Source organism: Limnohabitans sp., from assembly GCF_044361645.1.
Taxonomy (GTDB): Bacteria; Pseudomonadota; Gammaproteobacteria; order Burkholderiales; family Burkholderiaceae_C; genus Limnohabitans_A.
The window spans coordinates 1-13,783 of sequence record NZ_JBIKIL010000107.1 but is presented as its reverse complement, the minus strand read 5'-3'; the positions used below and the strand labels follow the sequence as shown (position 1 = coordinate 13,783).

Here is a 13,783-nt window from a genome sequence, read left to right as displayed (position 1 = left end):
GAAGACGTTCTTGGACTACGTGGTGCAGAGAATCACCCGCCCCCTGCCGCCTTGGTATCCACCAAGTCAGCTCACGATGACAGAATAACTGCCGGATCTAGGTTGAATGGGCTTTGCGCATGGGCTTGCCCACGCTCACGCCGGTCTTTCGATGATTTGCCAATGGCCCCGGTCTTGTCTGAACCCACGCGCTGGATGCGGCCCTGCTCGCGCAGGGCTTTCAAGTGGCGTTCAATGGTGCGGGTGTTCTTGTTCAGCAAACCGGCGACTTGCTCGGCGGACAAGCGGGGTTCATGTGCCAAGGCCGCCAAAATTTGGTCGCTTACACCGACATTTACACCGACATTGACACCGACATTGACAGGGACAGGCTCCAGCATCTCGTCCACGGTGCGCGTCGCGACATCCATGTATTTGTGCAGCGAGTTGGCCATCGCATCGAGCATGAAATCAATGGTGATTGGGAGACTACCCACTGCACTGAAATATTAGCAAATATGCTAATATTCTCTTCCCATGAACTGGTCGATCACTTACTTCAATGACAAAGTCCGGCGCGAGGTGATGTCCATGCCCGCAGGCATCGTTGCAGACTATGTGAGGCTCACAGATGCCATGGCCATTCACGGTGCTGATCTGCGAATGCCCCATTCCAAAGCGATGGGCAATGGACTGTTTGAGTTGCGCCCCAAAGGGCCAGAAGGTATTGGGCGGGTGTTTTATTGCACGCAGGTGGGCAGATCCATCGTGGTGCTGCACTCGTTTGTGAAAAAGACACAAGCGACCCCGGACGCCGAGCTTCGGCTGGCCCGTAAACGACTTAAGGATGTGCACCATGGCTGAATCTGGCTACAAACCCGTGCCGCACGATGCGGCTTTTCGCAAAGCACTGCTGGCCAAGCCCGGCGTGCAAAAAGCGTTTGACGAACTGGAAGAGGAATACACCGCACTGCATGCCATGCTGGACGCACGTCAAGCCGCAGGCTTGACCCAAGCCGAAGTGGCCACTCGCATGGGCACAACGGTTTCTGCGGTGTCGCGCTTGGAGGCATCTTTGCGCAGCGAAAAGCATTCGCCTTCTTTTGCCACATTGCGCAAATACGCCCAAGCTTGCGGCAAAAAGTTGGTTATACAAATGGTGTGACGTTGGAAGACTTCATTGCCGCCTTAGCGGCCAGGAGAACAACATGACCGAACGTTTTTTGACCATCACTTTGCAAGCCGACTGGCAAGCCGGTTTGCGTGCAGCTGCCCAAGTGGCGCAGCAAAGCACTGACCAAGGCGAGGTGCTCAACTTTGAAAGCCCTGGCCATTTCTTTGGCCAGCTGACTGAAAAGCGCTGGGCGCTGGTACGCACCTCTCAAGGCAAGGGCGCGCTGTCGGTGCGCGAGCTGGCCCGCTTGGTGGAGCGTGACGTTAAGCGCGTACACGAAGACATGGTGTTGCTGGCCGACCTGGGGCTGCTGGAGCGCACCGAGTCTGGCGGGGTGCTCTGTCCTTACTCGTCCATGCACATCGACATGGTTCTCAAAGCGGCAAGAACCCAGCTGTTATGCAACCCAAAACCATCCTCCACTTCTGGTTCACCGAACTCACCCCCAAGCAGCATTACGCCAAAGACGCCGTTCTGGACAAAGCCATCCGCACCCGCTTCGGCGCCACGCTGGAGGCGGCGTCGCGGTGTGAATTGTTTGCCTGGCGCACCACGCCCGAGGGGCGCCTGGCCGAGGTTTTGGTGCTCGACCAGTTCTCGCGCAACGTGTACAGCGACACACCCCAAGCCTTTGCGCAAGAGGCGCTGGCCTTGGCGCTGGTGCAAGAGCTGGTGGCCACTGGGCAAGACCGCAGCCTGCCCCAGTCGCAGCGCAGCTTTGCCTTTCATGCCCTACATGCACAGCGAGTCCGCCTTGGTGCACTCGTAAGCCTTCGCCCTGTTTGTGCAGCTGGGCCTCGAAGGCACCTTGCGCTTTGAACTTAGCTAAACTGACTTGTCCCTGCCCTTTGGAGTCCCACATGCCCACCGCCAAACAACTCTGCGATCAAGCATCACAACTGCCCCCCGACGAGCGCATGGCTTTGGTCGATCAGATTCTGGACACATTGGATGAACGGGACGAGTCTCTGGATGCGCAATGGGCACAAGAGGCTGAGTCTCGGTTAGCGGCTTACCGCCGGGGTGAGATTCAAGCCATCCCCTTGAACGAGGTCATTGCCAAATACCAAGTCAAAGCGGCATGAGCGTGCGCCTTTTGCCCACAGCTCAATCCGAGCTGGACGAGGCGATCCATTGGTACGCTCAACAAGCCCCAGGCTTGGGCGATTCGTTTTTGGTGGAGTTTCTGCGCACCATCCAGCTCATTGAGCGGCATCCACTTGGCTGGCATCCGCTTTCAAACCAGACGCGTCGCTGTCGGCTGCGCAGATTTCCATACGGCGTCATTTACAACATCGATCAAGATGGCATTTTGGTCGTGGCAGTTGCGCATTTGCACCGCCGCCCTGCATATTGGCAAGGCCGCGTGAACTGAGTCATGCAAGCCTGCGCTGTCCTCGACTTCTGGTTCACCGAACTCACCCCCAAGCACCACTTCGCCAAAGACGCTGCCTTGGACGAAACCATCCGCACCCGCTTCGGCGCCACGCTGGCGGCGGCGGCGCGGTGTGATGAGTTTGCTTGGCGCAAGACGCGCTGGCCTTGGCGCTGGCGCAAGAGCTGGTGGCCAGTGGGCAAGACCGCAGCCTGCCCCTGTCGCAGCGCAGCTTTGCCTTTCATGCCCTAAATGCACAGCGAGTCCGCCCTGGTGCATGCGCAAGCGGTGGCCCTGTTTGATCAGCCGGGCATGCAAGACACCCTGCGCTTTGAACTGCGCAACCAAGCCATCACCGAGCGCTTTGGCCGCTACCCCCATCGCAACGCCCTGCTGGGCCGCGAGTCCACGCCCGAGGAGCTGGTGTTTTTGAGTGAGCCGGGGTCGGGGTTTTAGCTGCCCTTTTGTGAGCCGCGCCTCTTGGATAGGCAGCTGTGGTCAATCGCTTTAAACTTCCGCCCATGCGCCCCTCCCAAGCACTCAGCCAACACCGCGATGCCGTCTGCCAAGCTGCAGCCCGTCATCGCGTGGCCAACCCACGGGTGTTTGGTTCGGCTTTGCATGGCCATGACATCGAGGGCAGCGACTTGGATTTGTTGGTCGACCCTCTACCGGGCACCACGCTGTTTGATTTGGGTGGTTTGCAAGACGAGTTGCAAACCTTGTTGGGTGTGTCCGTCGATGTGCTCACCCCCAAAGACTTGCCCGCCAAATTTCGAGATGCGGTGGTGCAAGAAGCCCGCCCGCTATGACGATCAACCGTTTGCCCGATTACTTGGGTCACATGCGCCAAGCGATCGCTGACGCACAGGCGTTCACAAAATGCATGACGCAGCCCGATTTCGAGCAGGACAAGCGCACACAGCAAGCAGTGGTCATGAGCCTGATTGTGTTGGGCGAAGCCGCCACCAAAGTCATGGACCAGCACCCTGAATTTGCCGCCGAGCATGCCGAGATTCCATGGCGAAGCATGCGCGGCATGCGCAACCGCATTGCACACGGTTATTTCGACATCGATCTGCTTGTGGTTTGAGACACTTTGCAAACGGCACTGCCCACACTCAAAGTTCAGCTCGACTCCATCATTTCTGAGTGAGGCGATTCGGGGCCGCGCTGTTGGCCGCCACCCCCACCCTTTCATCCCAAATCTTTGCCATCTTGGGCCGCGATTCCACCCCCGAGGAGCTGGCGTTTTTGGGTGAGGCGGGGTCGGGGGTTTGAGATTGGCATGTTCTTTCAAAGCAGCCTCCATGCTCTTTCTCGCAGAACCTCGCTAAACTTGCCCCATGCACCCCGCCATAGCCCAACACCGCGCCGACATTTCGGCCATCTGTCAGCGATACCAAATCCGCCGGCTGGAGGTGTTCGGCTCCGCTGCTCGCGGCGACGACTTTGATGCCGAGCACAGCGATGCCGACTTTTTGGTGGAGTTTTCAAAGGAAGCACCCGCCGACCTGCACCGCTTTTTTGGCATCAAGTCCGAGCTGGAATCCTTGTTGGGCCGCGGTGTCGATCTGGTCGAGCCCGGTGCCGTGCGCAACCCCTTTGTGCTGGCGAGCATGAACCAGCACCGAGAAGCCATCTATGCAACGTGACCCGCGCGCTTTTTTGTGGGACGTGCGTGAAGCGGCGCTGGCCATTCAAACTTTCACAGCAGGCTTGGATATTGCCTCCTACGAAAACAATCAACTGGTTCAGGCAGCGGTTGAACGCAAGTTTGAAGTGATCGGATAGGCACTCAAGCAACTCTCCAAGTTGGATGCAGCCATGGCAGCTCAACTGCCTGACTTGCCTCAAATCGTGGCGTTTCGGAATCAATTAATCCATGGTTACGCCACGGTCAACTCCAGCACGGTGTGGACCATTGCTCAAAAGTCTCTCCCTGGTTTGATCAATGCCGTTCAGCTTTTGCTGAATGATCAGCCTTAAGCCTGGCTTCGAAAACACCTGGCGCTTTGAACTGCGTCACCAAGCCATCAGCGAGCGCTTTGGCCGCTTCCCCCACCCTTTCATTCCAAATCTTTGCCATCTTGGGCCGCGAGTCCACGCCCGAGGAGCTGGCGTTTTTGGGTGAGGCGGGGTCGGGGTTTTGAGCTGCGCCGCTGTTGCAGCTGGGTGAGCGCGGCGTTTGCTGCAAGGGTGCGGCCCGCGGCGATGTCGGCCAAGCCGCGCTTGGCGTCGTCGATCAACAGCAGGTGAATGCGTTCGCGCGCCAGCCGGTGGTAGCAGTCCAGCCGGTCGGCGGCGATCAGCGCCACATGGCTCTCGTCGTTTTGGGTGATGATCTTTTCTGCCCCGGCCTTGGCCTGGTCGGCCAGTTCGGACAGCTGGGCGTGGGCTTGTGTGAATGGCAAGACGTCGCTGGCAGAAAAAACCATGAGCGGCTCCTTGCACATTGCACATTGCACATTGCACATTGCACATTGCACATTGCACAATTGTGCAGGGCTTTGTTCATCCGCCAGAGGCCGCGCAGTGTGGGTTTTTTGGGGCCGACCCAGCACGATTTCAAGATGGAGAGGGTCCCACCAAATCTTGCGGTTTGACCATGGGCCAGCCGCGTTTGGCCCATTCGCTCATGCCGCCATTGACATAGCGGATGTTAGAAAACCCTTGGGCTTGCAGCGCCTCGGTCACGGCCCTTGAGCGGTTTTGGGTGTTGCAGATCAGCAAAACCGGTTGCTCAAGCTGCTTGGGAATTTCGGCCACGCGCTGCGCCACTTGGCTCATGGGCAACAAGACCACGCCTTGCGCCACCCCGGTGGCGTGCTCCTGCGGTTCGCGGATGTCGATCATCCAGGCCTTGCCCGCTTCGTGCTCAGCGCGGGCTTGTTCAAGCGAGACATTGGGCAAGTCCAGCTCTGGGCTACAAGCTTGCAAAATAACCAGCGCGCACACCGCGCCCAACACGCTCAGCCGTCGCCATGAAACAGTCCGCATGGGGTGTCCTTTTAAATATCAGCGTTTTATTATATTTAATGGCCATCCCCCATACTCGGACCAGGGCCGCGTTGTTGGTCAATTTGCCAGCGCGTGCTGTCGAACAGACACCACCGATCACGCATGCCCTACTGAGCCCATCCAATTTAACCCTTCATGACACCAAGGAACCCCCATGAAAATCGACATCGGCATCTCAGAAACGCAGCGCTTGGCGATCACCAACGGCCTGAGCCACTTGTTGGCCGACACCTACACGCTGTACATGACCACGCACAATTTTCACTGGAACGTGACCGGCCCCATGTTCAACAGCTTGCACGCCATGTTCATGCTGCAGTACACCGAGTTGTGGAACGCGGTGGACCCGATTGCAGAGCGCATCCGCTCGCTGGGCCACCCGGCGCCGGGCTCGTATGCCCAATTCGCCCAACTCAGCTCGCTGCCCGATGCCCCCGCCCTGCCGCCCAAAGCCATGCAGATGGTGGCGATCTTGGCGCAAGGCCACGAAGCTGTGGCCCGCACCGCACGCGGTTTGTATGCCGTGGTCGAACAAGCCAAAGACGAGCCCAGCGCAGACTTGCTGACTCAGCGCATTGCGGTGCACGAGCAAACCGCCTGGATGCTGCGCAGCTTGCTTGAGGAATGAGTCGCACAGGCCCTCAACGCCCTTGAGCGCCTGCCAACACGGCAGGCATGGTGCCTTCATTTCAGGATCAAGGTGGGGCCGCTGCAGTGGTGCTGGCGCGCCGGGTCTGAACCCGGTCCTCGCTGCTGGGTCTGCACCCCTGCCAAGCCTTGGTTCAAGCGGTTTTTTCGCGCAAATCAATGCCCTCGTGCTCGGCGATTTTTTCAAGGGCGTTTTCAAACAGTGAGCGTGCCGAGCCAGAGATAGACCGCAGGTAAGAGTGCAAGTGGGAGTCCTCTGTATTTTTGTTCAAGCACTCTTGGCTGTACTCTTCAAAACTGGCCAATTGCGCGATCAGTTCGGCCACGTGTTTAGGGCATTCGCACAGCACATTGGTCGAGATGCCAGCAACCCGGCGCAAAGTGCCATCGGAGTATTTTCTTTGGGAGATGACAGCGCCCTGGTGCCCAAAAGCCTGTGCGCGTTCACGGTCAACAAACAAAATCGATTGCAGCAACTCGGCCAGCTCGGTGTCTGACATCGGGTCACGCCGCACGATCAAACCCGCCAACTTCATGGCCCGCACCACCACATCTGGCGCAAAGTGGTACAGCACGATGGTTTGCGCAAACGGGTGTCGCTGCATCAAAACGCGAATCGACTCGAACACTTTGTCGTGCAAGGAGTTGACCTTGATCAACAAGACTTGTGGCCGGTCTGAAAAGGGGGTGGCGCGTGCAGTCTCCAGATTTTCCAGCACATCGGTCACTTGGATGCGGTGCTGACTCAAAACATCGGCAAATGGACGCGATTCAATGCGGTTGGCCAAGCCCAAACCCACCACCGCCAAACACACGGGCTGCGCCAAGTGATGCGCTGCTGGCGTGCGCAGCTCTGAATGGCTCAACTGGCGCAACTGCGCCAACGCCAAGTGGGCGATGCTGCCGATGCCATGTCCAGCCTCAGACAATTGTTTGAGCAAATGCGCTTTGGAAACATCGTGGTCGGCAAACAAACGCTGGTTGCCTTGTGTCTTGACTGGGCTGAAGGCAGCGTAACGCGTTTGCCAAATGCGCAGTGTGGAGACGGGAATGGCCGTGGCTTTTGACACGGCACCAATGCGGTAGAGCGGGGACTGCGTCGCTGTGGACGTGGACGTGGAGGTGGACGTGGACGTGGACGTGGACGTAGACGTGGGGGGTGTTGCGGAGAGGCTTGGGGGCATGCGGATCTTTGTAAAGGTTTTGCGTAGATTTTATGTCGAAAAATCGTGATTTTCAGAAATTAAAGTGATTTGAGTAGCTATTGGTCGCAAAATGCTGTTCAAAGGGGGTGCTCCGACATGATTTCAAATAAAACCATCAACGCCATCGATGTGTGCGTGGTCATCGCCTCGCAGCAACACCACCGCCGCGTCTCAACAACACAACTGGCTCAGCGCTTGAACCTGTCCGTGTCCAACTTGGAGAGCATCCTCAAGCCTTTGAAAGACCACGCCATCGTGTCTTCGCGCAAGGGGCCGGGGGGCGGTTATGAGATACGCGGTGACTTGGCCTTGTTGTCCATGTGGGACATTGCCAGCGCCTTCGAGCCCACACTCGAACAGCAAGGCAGCGAGTCCGCGCCTTTGGAGGCGGGCGACTACGAGTGGGGCCTAGAGCAGGTGATTGTTGACACCTTGAGCCAGTTTTTTCTGGCTGATTTTGTGGCTGTGCAATCCATGGCCTTGTCCGAGCAAGCGCCCATCGTCAACCGCTTCAAGTTCAAACCTTTGGCAGCGCCCTTGGTGCCCAACGCGCCCAACTCGGTGTTTCAGTTGCACATGACGATGCAGGGTCTCTGTTAGCCTTGACGCTCCAATGAGGACCTGAGCCATGAACGCATTCAACAAGCCCCAAGACACTTGGAACCAACGCTTTGCCGCCGAGCACTATGTGTTTGGCCTTGAGCCCAACGCTTACCTGCAAGCCCAAGCGGCGCATTTGGCTGCAGGCAGCGCGCTGGCTGTGGCCGATGGTGAGGGCCGCAACGGGGTGTGGCTGGCTGAGCAAGGCCTGAGGGTTGATGCTTTTGATTTCTCTGCGAATGCCATTCAAAAGGCGCAAGCTTTGGCCCAAAAACGCCAAGTGCAGGTGAACTTTGTGTGCAGCGATTGGCAGTCGTTTGACTGGACAAGCGAACACTATGACAACGTGGTGGGCATCTTTTTTCAATTCGCCACACCAGAGGAAAGGTCAAGCTTGTTTGCCCAAATGACCGACAGCCTCAAGCCCGGTGGCACCCTGGTCATTCAGGGCTACACCGCAAGACAACTTGACTTCAACACGGGCGGCCCCGGCAAATTGGCCCATTTGTACGACGAAGAAATGATGTTGGACGCCTTTGGCCACTTGGACATCTTGGACCTGCGCACCTACGAGGCCGATATCACCGAAGGCACGGGCCACAAGGGCATGTCGGGTTTGTTGGGCCTGACCGCGCGCAAGCCAGTTTGAAGCGCTCAGCCTTGCCGCATGGCCAACACGGGCCACAGCAGCAGCGCAGCTGCCACGCCGAGCGCTGCGGCTTGGCCCAGCAAACTGGCCCAGTCCACCCAATACCCCATGTCGGCCAAGGACGATGCGCCCAAAGACGGCAAGGCCAGCACCGCCACCAGCGACACCAACACGGCCACAGCGGCCAGCACCGAGCCTCTGACTTGCGCCAGCTTTTTGCGGTTGATCACCATCACCACTACCCACACCAGCGCCAAAGGCCACAGCGCAGGCCACAGGCCTTGGGCGATTTCGTAGGCGATGTTCATTGCCAGCCAGATTTCATACATGTGCGTCTCCTGATGTCTTGAGTGTGCTTCAAACCCGGCCCTTGAGCGTGGCCATGTAGGCCGGCTTGAGCAGGTGGATTTTCATCAACCAAGCAAAGTAGCCCGCCTGCAGCGGCTCGATCATGGGCAGCGAGGGGGTGAGACGGCCTTGGTAGTCGAACTCAATGAGCATGGCCGATCCCTCTTTGACGATCAAGGGGCACGAGGTGTAGCCATCAAACTTTTGGCCAAGCGCACGGCCCGCGATCACGTCCACCAAATGTTCGGCCACGATGGGCGCACTCTTTTTGACGGTGGCCGCCGTCTTGCCACGCGGCGTGCCGTTCACATCGCCCACGCCAAACACATTGGGGTAGCGGCGGTGTTGCAGGGTTTGCGGGTCGACCTCCAACCAGCCCCCAGCGGCAAAGGGGCCTTCTTTCCAGGCCAAGTCGGAGTTTTTGACCGCATCGGGCGCACGCATGGGCGGCACCACATGGATGAAGTCGTAAGACACTTCGGTGCTCGCGCCTTCGGGCGAGACAAAACGCGCCCGCTGCGCACCGATGTCGATGCTCTGCAGCTTTTGTGTGCTCTCGACCGCGATGCCCAAATCCTTCCAGCGCGAGAGCACGTTGTCATTCACCACCTTGACACCAAAGACATTGCCCAAAGCCGAGTAAAACGTGACCTTGGATTGGCCCAGCGTGCCCGACTGCGCCAGGCGGTCGCGCAGCATGAAAGTCATCTTGAGGGGCGCACCCGCGCACTTGAGCGGCGTGGCAGGCAGCGTCAGCACCGCATTGCCGCCCTTGAGCCGAAACGCGTCCATGCTGGCCCAAGTGGCCTGCGCCGCCTCGGGGCTGGGGTAGACGCTGGTCAGGCCCTTTTGGCCAATCGCGCTCACATCCATGCCCTCGATCAACGACCAGTCCTGGTGCGTGCCCATGGCCACCACCAGGTAGTCGTACTGGACGCGCTGGCCCGAAGACGTCACCACCGTGTTGCTGGCCGGGTCCAGCTCGCTGACCATGTCCTTGATCCAATTGAGCTGCGGCGGGTGGAAGTCGGCATTGCGGTCCAGCACCTTGCTCACCGGCCACACGCCCGTGGCCACCAGGGTGTAACCGGGCTGGTAGTGGTGTTCTTGCTTGCGGTCGATCAGGGTGATCTTGGCCCCGTCGAGCAAGGCATGGAGACGGTTGGCCACCGCAATGCCGCCGAGGCCTCCGCCCAAAATCACGATGTGCGCCTGCGTCTTGGTTTTGGCCGCCTGGGCAGCGGGCGCGGCGCTGGCCAAAACGGCCGCGCCTGCCGAACCCAGCAAGCACTGGCGGCGGCTCAGCGCGGAGGTTGAAGCGCGGGTGGGGGTTGGAGTTGAAGTTGGGGTGGGGGTGGGATTCGTTGCCATGGTGTCTCCTCGTGCAGAGGCAGCATCTTGGCAGCTTGAAACGCAAACGGCTTGAGGCAAATCAATTCTTGGGCAAGAAGAAAGATGTCTGCGATTGCCGTCAGCTGCTGAAAAGTTCTGAATGCGTTCCAGCGCGCACGAAATTGATCGTGTTGGCCTCGATCTGGTAAATAAGGGGCGGGATCAATAAAAAGACTCAATGACGATCAATGCGGCACGCGAAACATCCGGGCCTGGCATTGTGAGCATGAAGGTAGTCGACCGCGGGATTGTCAAAAAAACGACCGATCCATGTTTCGACCTCCACACCTTCTACCAGATCGGCATCCAACATCATGCCCTGGGCGTCGTAGGCGCGCAGCGACAAAGTACGCGTGCGAAGAACCTCGGGCACCCTGTCAATTTCATTGAAGGCTTGCTGAGCTCCTTCCAAGACAAAAATCGCATGCTGCGAACGATAGGGGCTTGCAACATCCAAGTGCAAATAGTTCACCAACAATACCGACTGGCCTACAGGTGCATCGCGCAAGGTGATGCGGTCTGGAAAGCCCGGGTTGGAGTCAACGGCGTAGCGCACAACCTGATGCTCACGCAAAACACCATCACTGAGACCGAAGAGGTGTGAAAAATGGTCCGGTGCAAGGCCTTGAATACGAAATGCCATGATCTGCTCCTGCTGATTGAATGGCTCCATGATGCCTGATCGGTACCGCCGAAATAGGTCGATTTCGGACCTGTGATTTCTGATCGCACCTGCTGACTACCGCCATCTGCGCGTTCTGGAAAACGCTTTGAAGTTCATGGCCCTCATGTCATCGTCCACCCGGATGTGGCGCATGAAATCTACCCACTCAGCGCTGCAACAAGGCCTCATTTGCAATTTCATAGCGCCTGCCCTGTTTGTCACAAGGCTTGAGGGCACCGTCGCGCACCAAGCTGCTGATCTCGCGGCTGACGGTTTAGAGTTTGATATCGAGCATCGCGCCCATGTCTTCGCGCGCAAAAAACGAGGTGATGCCGGGTTGGTCGGTATCGCGCATTTTCAGGGCCAGGGCGGCCACGCGTTGGCGGGCCGAGCCGAAGTTCAGGTCGGCCAGCCAGTCGTCGGCGTCTTTCAGGGCGTGCTGCCACTTTTGCATCAGGCGTTTGTGCAGGCGAGGCGAGTTGGACGACAGGTGGTGCAGCACCGACAGAGGAATGCGGCAAACCTGGGCTTCAACCAAGGCAATGGCTTCGCTGTCGTAGCGGGCGGTGGCCAGGGCTTCGAGGCCAATCACGTCGCCGGGGCGCAGCACGCGCACGATGCGTTCGCGGCCGTCGGCGGTGGTGCGCACCAGTTTGACCATGCCTTTGCGCAGCGTGAACACACCCAGGGCGCTTTGGCCTTCGGTGTACAGGGGGGCGTCTGCGGCGAACACCATGTCGTCGATGGGGGTGTGGATTTCGCCAAAGTCTTGCTCGTTCAGGTCGGCAAAGAGCACCATGTCGCGGATGCCGCAGTTGCGGCAGTCCGAGGTGCCTTTCCAGGCCGAGTCAATCTTGATGGGGATCATATTCTTGAGGGTAGCACTGTCACACCAGCCACCCGCTGACGCTTGTTCTTGACCTTACAGGGCTTTGCGCCCTTGGGCGATTCGGTCTTCCAAATACGGGCCATAAAAGTCGGGTTGGTAGGCCCCTTCCATCCGTTCGGCCACCTCTTTGCCGCCCGGACCAAAAAACAGCAGCGTGGGGGTGATGGAGACTTTCCACAGCCGGGTCAGTTGGTCATGCGTGGTGAGTTTGCCCGCGAAATCGAGCACGGGCTGGGGATTGCGCATGTCAACTTGCACGATAGGCGTGCCCGCACGCTGCATGGGCGACAGATGGCTTTGTCGGGCACGGTGGCAAAAACCGCAGCCGTCCAAGCTGACCATGACGATCAAGGGATGCTTGTTTTTCAGGGCTTGGGACAGTTCGTCGGGCAATGACTGGGCTGCAGGCAAGGTGGCAGCTGCGCCAGATTGCGCCCAAGCCGACGTGGCCCCTAACAATACCCCCGCCCGTAAAAACCAGTCGCGGCGTCGCAGATCAGACAAAGAAAACATAGTCGGGTTGGAAGCCATGAATTGCGGACCGTGGACAATGTCGGGTTTTGCGGGGCGGGCTGTCGCTTTGCAAAGCCCGATCAGAACATATAAGAAAACAATGAATTATTGGAGAAATCCGTGAACATCGCAAGCTTGCTTGAATCTTGGGGGGACTCCAATGTACTGGCCATGGCGGGTGCTTTGGTGGGTTTCATCTTTGGCTTGGCGGCCCAGCGCACCCGGTTTTGTGCCCGTGCGGCCGTGGTGGAGTGCTGCGAAGGCCAAACAGGCGACCGTTTCAGCGTGTGGTGGCTGGCTTTTGGCGCGGCGCTGGTGGGCGTGCAGGCGCTGGTGTGGGCGGGCGGGCTCAAGCCTGCAGACGCCCGCTACATTGGCGCAGCTGGCAGCGTGTCGGGTGCGGTGCTGGGCGGCTTGTTGTTTGGCGCGGGCATGATTTTGACGCGCGGCTGCGCCAGCCGTTTGCTGATCTTGTCGGCCAATGGCAATTTGCGCGCCCTGCTCGCGGGCCTGGTGTTTGCCGTCACGGTGCAGGCCAGCATTGCCGGTTGGCTCGCGCCTGCTCGACAAGCCATGGCCAGTTGGTGGCCCATCGATGGTGGGCCCGGGCGCGATTTGCTGCAGTTGTCGGGCCTTGGCCCCCCGGGTGGTTTGGTGCTGGCTTTGCTGGCTTTGGGTACCGGATTTTTCTTTTTCTTCAAGACACACCAGCGCCGTTGGGGCTTGGCGCTGGGTGCCGTCATTGTGGGCTTGAGCATCGCACTGGGTTGGGGGTTGACACAGGCCATCGCAGCGCAGTCGTTTGAGGCGGTGCAAATTCAGGGCTTGAGTTTCAGCAGCGCATCGGCAGAGATGCTGATGCGGGTGCTGTCCAGTGGCACATCGCCCAGCGTGGGCTTTGATGCGGGTTTGTTGCCTGCCACTTTTGCGGGCTCATTGTTGGGTGCGCTGCTCGGGGCGGAGTTCAAGTTGGAGGGCTTCAAGACCGAAAACAAATTGGGCCACTACCTGATTGGCGCGGTGCTGATGGGCTTTGGTGCGGTGTTGGCAGGCGGCTGCACGGTGGGCGCGGGCATGAGCGGGGGCTCGGTCTTCTCGCTCACGGCCTGGCTGACCTTGATCGCCATTTGGCTGGGTGCGGGCATGGCTTGGCGCGTCAATCGCAGCATGGGTTGGCCCATCTGAGGGCTGGTTTTCAGCTTGCGTTTGAGCACAGCCTTTGCGATAAACCCAATCGGCATAGGGGGCAGTCAACATGACTGCGCCCCTGCCACACCACCTAGCATGCGGGTCCGCACTAGGCGGTTCGTGAGGTTGAGGTTCATA

The 13,783-nt window shown here is 58.9% G+C and carries 24 protein-coding genes and 1 pseudogene; 16 read left to right on the top strand and 9 right to left on the bottom strand.

All coding sequences use genetic code 11. The features are described from left to right. Positions 1–71: 71 nt before the first annotated feature. On the bottom strand, positions 72–446 hold the full coding sequence (locus ACIQ39_RS15050; protein WP_396435420.1) for a winged helix-turn-helix domain-containing protein: 375 nt from the start codon (positions 444–446) through the stop codon (positions 72–74). A gap of 70 nt (positions 447–516) precedes the next feature. Between ACIQ39_RS15050 and ACIQ39_RS15045 the strand changes: the two genes are divergently transcribed. The 12 genes and pseudogenes from ACIQ39_RS15045 (at position 517) to ACIQ39_RS14990 (ending at position 4,517) form a co-directional block, all read left to right on the top strand. Next, positions 517–843 (top strand): type II toxin-antitoxin system RelE/ParE family toxin, encoded by a 327-nt coding sequence (locus ACIQ39_RS15045; protein WP_396435419.1) that lies wholly within the window; start codon positions 517–519, stop codon positions 841–843. Then, positions 836–1,144 (top strand): helix-turn-helix domain-containing protein, encoded by a 309-nt coding sequence (locus ACIQ39_RS15040; RefSeq protein WP_396435418.1) that lies wholly within the window; start codon positions 836–838, stop codon positions 1,142–1,144. The genes ACIQ39_RS15045 and ACIQ39_RS15040 overlap by 8 nt, the downstream gene beginning before the upstream one ends. A gap of 408 nt (positions 1,145–1,552) precedes the next feature. Then, positions 1,553–1,972 (top strand): DUF924 family protein, encoded by a 420-nt coding sequence (locus tag ACIQ39_RS15035; RefSeq protein WP_396435417.1) that lies wholly within the window; start codon positions 1,553–1,555, stop codon positions 1,970–1,972. A 41-nt stretch (positions 1,973–2,013) separates the two neighbouring features. Beyond that, positions 2,014–2,238 (top strand): addiction module protein, encoded by a 225-nt coding sequence (locus ACIQ39_RS15030; protein WP_396435416.1) that lies wholly within the window; start codon positions 2,014–2,016, stop codon positions 2,236–2,238. Further along, on the top strand, positions 2,235–2,528 hold the full coding sequence (locus ACIQ39_RS15025; protein ID WP_396435415.1) for a type II toxin-antitoxin system RelE/ParE family toxin: 294 nt from the start codon (positions 2,235–2,237) through the stop codon (positions 2,526–2,528). The genes ACIQ39_RS15030 and ACIQ39_RS15025 overlap by 4 nt, the downstream gene beginning before the upstream one ends. A gap of 3 nt (positions 2,529–2,531) precedes the next feature. After that, positions 2,532–2,780, top strand: coding sequence for a DUF924 family protein (locus tag ACIQ39_RS15020; protein WP_396435414.1), 249 nt, complete (start codon positions 2,532–2,534; stop codon positions 2,778–2,780). Beyond that, positions 2,781–2,984 carry a DUF924 family protein gene (locus ACIQ39_RS15015; protein WP_396435413.1) on the top strand — a complete coding sequence of 68 codons (204 nt, stop codon included), beginning with the start codon at positions 2,781–2,783 and terminating at the stop codon, positions 2,982–2,984. It begins immediately after the preceding gene. A 65-nt stretch (positions 2,985–3,049) separates the two neighbouring features. Continuing rightward, positions 3,050–3,340, top strand: coding sequence for a nucleotidyltransferase family protein (locus ACIQ39_RS15010; protein ID WP_396435412.1), 291 nt, complete (start codon positions 3,050–3,052; stop codon positions 3,338–3,340). Next, positions 3,337–3,618, top strand: a pseudogene (locus ACIQ39_RS15005) (DUF86 domain-containing protein); the annotation flags it as partial. The gene ACIQ39_RS15010 and the pseudogene ACIQ39_RS15005, both read left to right, overlap by 4 nt. Positions 3,619–3,874: 256 nt before the next feature. Further along, positions 3,875–4,183: a nucleotidyltransferase family protein gene (locus ACIQ39_RS15000; RefSeq protein WP_396435411.1), complete on the top strand. Its 309-nt coding sequence runs from the start codon at positions 3,875–3,877 to the stop codon at positions 4,181–4,183. Beyond that, positions 4,173–4,322: a DUF86 domain-containing protein gene (locus ACIQ39_RS14995; RefSeq protein WP_396435410.1), complete on the top strand. Its 150-nt coding sequence runs from the start codon at positions 4,173–4,175 to the stop codon at positions 4,320–4,322. Before ACIQ39_RS15000 ends, ACIQ39_RS14995 begins: the two co-directional genes overlap by 11 nt. Before the next feature lie 33 nt (positions 4,323–4,355). Beyond that, positions 4,356–4,517: a DUF86 domain-containing protein gene (locus tag ACIQ39_RS14990; protein ID WP_396435409.1), complete on the top strand. Its 162-nt coding sequence runs from the start codon at positions 4,356–4,358 to the stop codon at positions 4,515–4,517. Between the two features lie 80 nt (positions 4,518–4,597). On the opposite strand, the gene ACIQ39_RS14985 is transcribed toward ACIQ39_RS14990, so the two are convergent. Then, complete coding sequence (locus ACIQ39_RS14985) at positions 4,598–4,966, bottom strand: prevent-host-death protein (RefSeq protein ID WP_396435408.1); 369 nt, start codon at positions 4,964–4,966, stop codon at positions 4,598–4,600. 130 nt (positions 4,967–5,096) lie between these two features. After that, entirely contained in the window at positions 5,097–5,528 is a 432-nt protein-coding gene (locus ACIQ39_RS14980; RefSeq protein WP_396435407.1) for a rhodanese-like domain-containing protein, read from the bottom strand. A 175-nt stretch (positions 5,529–5,703) separates the two neighbouring features. Between ACIQ39_RS14980 and ACIQ39_RS14975 the strand changes: the two genes are divergently transcribed. Next, the gene (locus ACIQ39_RS14975) at positions 5,704–6,177 is read left to right on the top strand and encodes a Dps family protein (protein WP_396435406.1); all 474 of its coding nucleotides are present in this window, start codon (positions 5,704–5,706) and stop codon (positions 6,175–6,177) included. A 154-nt stretch (positions 6,178–6,331) separates the two neighbouring features. On the opposite strand, the gene ACIQ39_RS14970 is transcribed toward ACIQ39_RS14975, so the two are convergent. Continuing rightward, positions 6,332–7,381, bottom strand: a complete 1,050-nt coding sequence (locus tag ACIQ39_RS14970) for a MerR family transcriptional regulator (protein WP_396435405.1) — start codon at positions 7,379–7,381, stop codon at positions 6,332–6,334. 117 nt (positions 7,382–7,498) lie between these two features. On the opposite strand from ACIQ39_RS14970, the gene ACIQ39_RS14965 reads away from it, so the two are divergent. Both ACIQ39_RS14965 and ACIQ39_RS14960 read left to right on the top strand, forming a co-directional pair. Further along, entirely contained in the window at positions 7,499–8,002 is a 504-nt protein-coding gene (locus ACIQ39_RS14965; RefSeq protein ID WP_396435404.1) for an RrF2 family transcriptional regulator, read from the top strand. A gap of 28 nt (positions 8,003–8,030) precedes the next feature. Continuing rightward, positions 8,031–8,651, top strand: coding sequence for a class I SAM-dependent methyltransferase (locus ACIQ39_RS14960; protein ID WP_396435403.1), 621 nt, complete (start codon positions 8,031–8,033; stop codon positions 8,649–8,651). A gap of 5 nt (positions 8,652–8,656) precedes the next feature. On the opposite strand, the gene ACIQ39_RS14955 is transcribed toward ACIQ39_RS14960, so the two are convergent. The 5 genes from ACIQ39_RS14955 to ACIQ39_RS14935 all read right to left on the bottom strand — a co-directional run bounded on the left by ACIQ39_RS14955 (position 8,657) and on the right by ACIQ39_RS14935 (position 12,448). Continuing rightward, positions 8,657–8,980: a hypothetical protein gene (locus ACIQ39_RS14955; RefSeq protein WP_396435402.1), complete on the bottom strand. Its 324-nt coding sequence runs from the start codon at positions 8,978–8,980 to the stop codon at positions 8,657–8,659. 28 nt (positions 8,981–9,008) lie between these two features. Then, positions 9,009–10,370 carry an NAD(P)/FAD-dependent oxidoreductase gene (locus ACIQ39_RS14950; RefSeq protein WP_396435401.1) on the bottom strand — a complete coding sequence of 454 codons (1,362 nt, stop codon included), beginning with the start codon at positions 10,368–10,370 and terminating at the stop codon, positions 9,009–9,011. A gap of 196 nt (positions 10,371–10,566) precedes the next feature. Then, positions 10,567–11,034, bottom strand: a complete 468-nt coding sequence (locus ACIQ39_RS14945) for a DUF1203 domain-containing protein (protein ID WP_396435400.1) — start codon at positions 11,032–11,034, stop codon at positions 10,567–10,569. A gap of 295 nt (positions 11,035–11,329) precedes the next feature. Next, complete coding sequence (locus tag ACIQ39_RS14940; RefSeq protein ID WP_396435399.1) at positions 11,330–11,923, bottom strand: Crp/Fnr family transcriptional regulator; 594 nt, start codon at positions 11,921–11,923, stop codon at positions 11,330–11,332. A gap of 54 nt (positions 11,924–11,977) precedes the next feature. After that, entirely contained in the window at positions 11,978–12,448 is a 471-nt protein-coding gene (locus ACIQ39_RS14935) for a thioredoxin family protein (protein WP_396435398.1), read from the bottom strand. A 129-nt stretch (positions 12,449–12,577) separates the two neighbouring features. On the opposite strand from ACIQ39_RS14935, the gene ACIQ39_RS14930 reads away from it, so the two are divergent. Then, positions 12,578–13,642, top strand: a complete 1,065-nt coding sequence (locus tag ACIQ39_RS14930) for a YeeE/YedE family protein (protein ID WP_396435397.1) — start codon at positions 12,578–12,580, stop codon at positions 13,640–13,642. Positions 13,643–13,783 lie beyond the last annotated feature (141 nt).

What these genes read in the sequence shown, in the direction of transcription:
- ACIQ39_RS15050 (WP_396435420.1), bottom strand. Translation starts at nt 446, where the DNA reads ATGCTCGATGCGATGGCCAACTCGCTGCACAAATACATGGATGTCGCG.
- ACIQ39_RS15045 (WP_396435419.1), top strand. Translation starts at nt 517, where the DNA reads ATGAACTGGTCGATCACTTACTTCAATGACAAAGTCCGGCGCGAGGTG.
- ACIQ39_RS15040 (WP_396435418.1), top strand. Translation starts at nt 836, where the DNA reads ATGGCTGAATCTGGCTACAAACCCGTGCCGCACGATGCGGCTTTTCGC.
- ACIQ39_RS15035 (WP_396435417.1), top strand. Translation starts at nt 1,553, where the DNA reads ATGCAACCCAAAACCATCCTCCACTTCTGGTTCACCGAACTCACCCCC.
- ACIQ39_RS15030 (WP_396435416.1), top strand. Translation starts at nt 2,014, where the DNA reads ATGCCCACCGCCAAACAACTCTGCGATCAAGCATCACAACTGCCCCCC.
- ACIQ39_RS15025 (WP_396435415.1), top strand. Translation starts at nt 2,235, where the DNA reads ATGAGCGTGCGCCTTTTGCCCACAGCTCAATCCGAGCTGGACGAGGCG.
- ACIQ39_RS15020 (WP_396435414.1), top strand. Translation starts at nt 2,532, where the DNA reads ATGCAAGCCTGCGCTGTCCTCGACTTCTGGTTCACCGAACTCACCCCC.
- ACIQ39_RS15015 (WP_396435413.1), top strand. Translation starts at nt 2,781, where the DNA reads ATGCACAGCGAGTCCGCCCTGGTGCATGCGCAAGCGGTGGCCCTGTTT.
- ACIQ39_RS15010 (WP_396435412.1), top strand. Translation starts at nt 3,050, where the DNA reads ATGCGCCCCTCCCAAGCACTCAGCCAACACCGCGATGCCGTCTGCCAA.
- ACIQ39_RS15000 (WP_396435411.1), top strand. Translation starts at nt 3,875, where the DNA reads ATGCACCCCGCCATAGCCCAACACCGCGCCGACATTTCGGCCATCTGT.
- ACIQ39_RS14995 (WP_396435410.1), top strand. Translation starts at nt 4,173, where the DNA reads ATGCAACGTGACCCGCGCGCTTTTTTGTGGGACGTGCGTGAAGCGGCG.
- ACIQ39_RS14990 (WP_396435409.1), top strand. Translation starts at nt 4,356, where the DNA reads ATGGCAGCTCAACTGCCTGACTTGCCTCAAATCGTGGCGTTTCGGAAT.
- ACIQ39_RS14985 (WP_396435408.1), bottom strand. Translation starts at nt 4,966, where the DNA reads ATGGTTTTTTCTGCCAGCGACGTCTTGCCATTCACACAAGCCCACGCC.
- ACIQ39_RS14980 (WP_396435407.1), bottom strand. Translation starts at nt 5,528, where the DNA reads ATGCGGACTGTTTCATGGCGACGGCTGAGCGTGTTGGGCGCGGTGTGC.
- ACIQ39_RS14975 (WP_396435406.1), top strand. Translation starts at nt 5,704, where the DNA reads ATGAAAATCGACATCGGCATCTCAGAAACGCAGCGCTTGGCGATCACC.
- ACIQ39_RS14970 (WP_396435405.1), bottom strand. Translation starts at nt 7,381, where the DNA reads ATGCCCCCAAGCCTCTCCGCAACACCCCCCACGTCTACGTCCACGTCC.
- ACIQ39_RS14965 (WP_396435404.1), top strand. Translation starts at nt 7,499, where the DNA reads ATGATTTCAAATAAAACCATCAACGCCATCGATGTGTGCGTGGTCATC.
- ACIQ39_RS14960 (WP_396435403.1), top strand. Translation starts at nt 8,031, where the DNA reads ATGAACGCATTCAACAAGCCCCAAGACACTTGGAACCAACGCTTTGCC.
- ACIQ39_RS14955 (WP_396435402.1), bottom strand. Translation starts at nt 8,980, where the DNA reads ATGTATGAAATCTGGCTGGCAATGAACATCGCCTACGAAATCGCCCAA.
- ACIQ39_RS14950 (WP_396435401.1), bottom strand. Translation starts at nt 10,370, where the DNA reads ATGGCAACGAATCCCACCCCCACCCCAACTTCAACTCCAACCCCCACC.
- ACIQ39_RS14945 (WP_396435400.1), bottom strand. Translation starts at nt 11,034, where the DNA reads ATGGCATTTCGTATTCAAGGCCTTGCACCGGACCATTTTTCACACCTC.
- ACIQ39_RS14940 (WP_396435399.1), bottom strand. Translation starts at nt 11,923, where the DNA reads ATGATCCCCATCAAGATTGACTCGGCCTGGAAAGGCACCTCGGACTGC.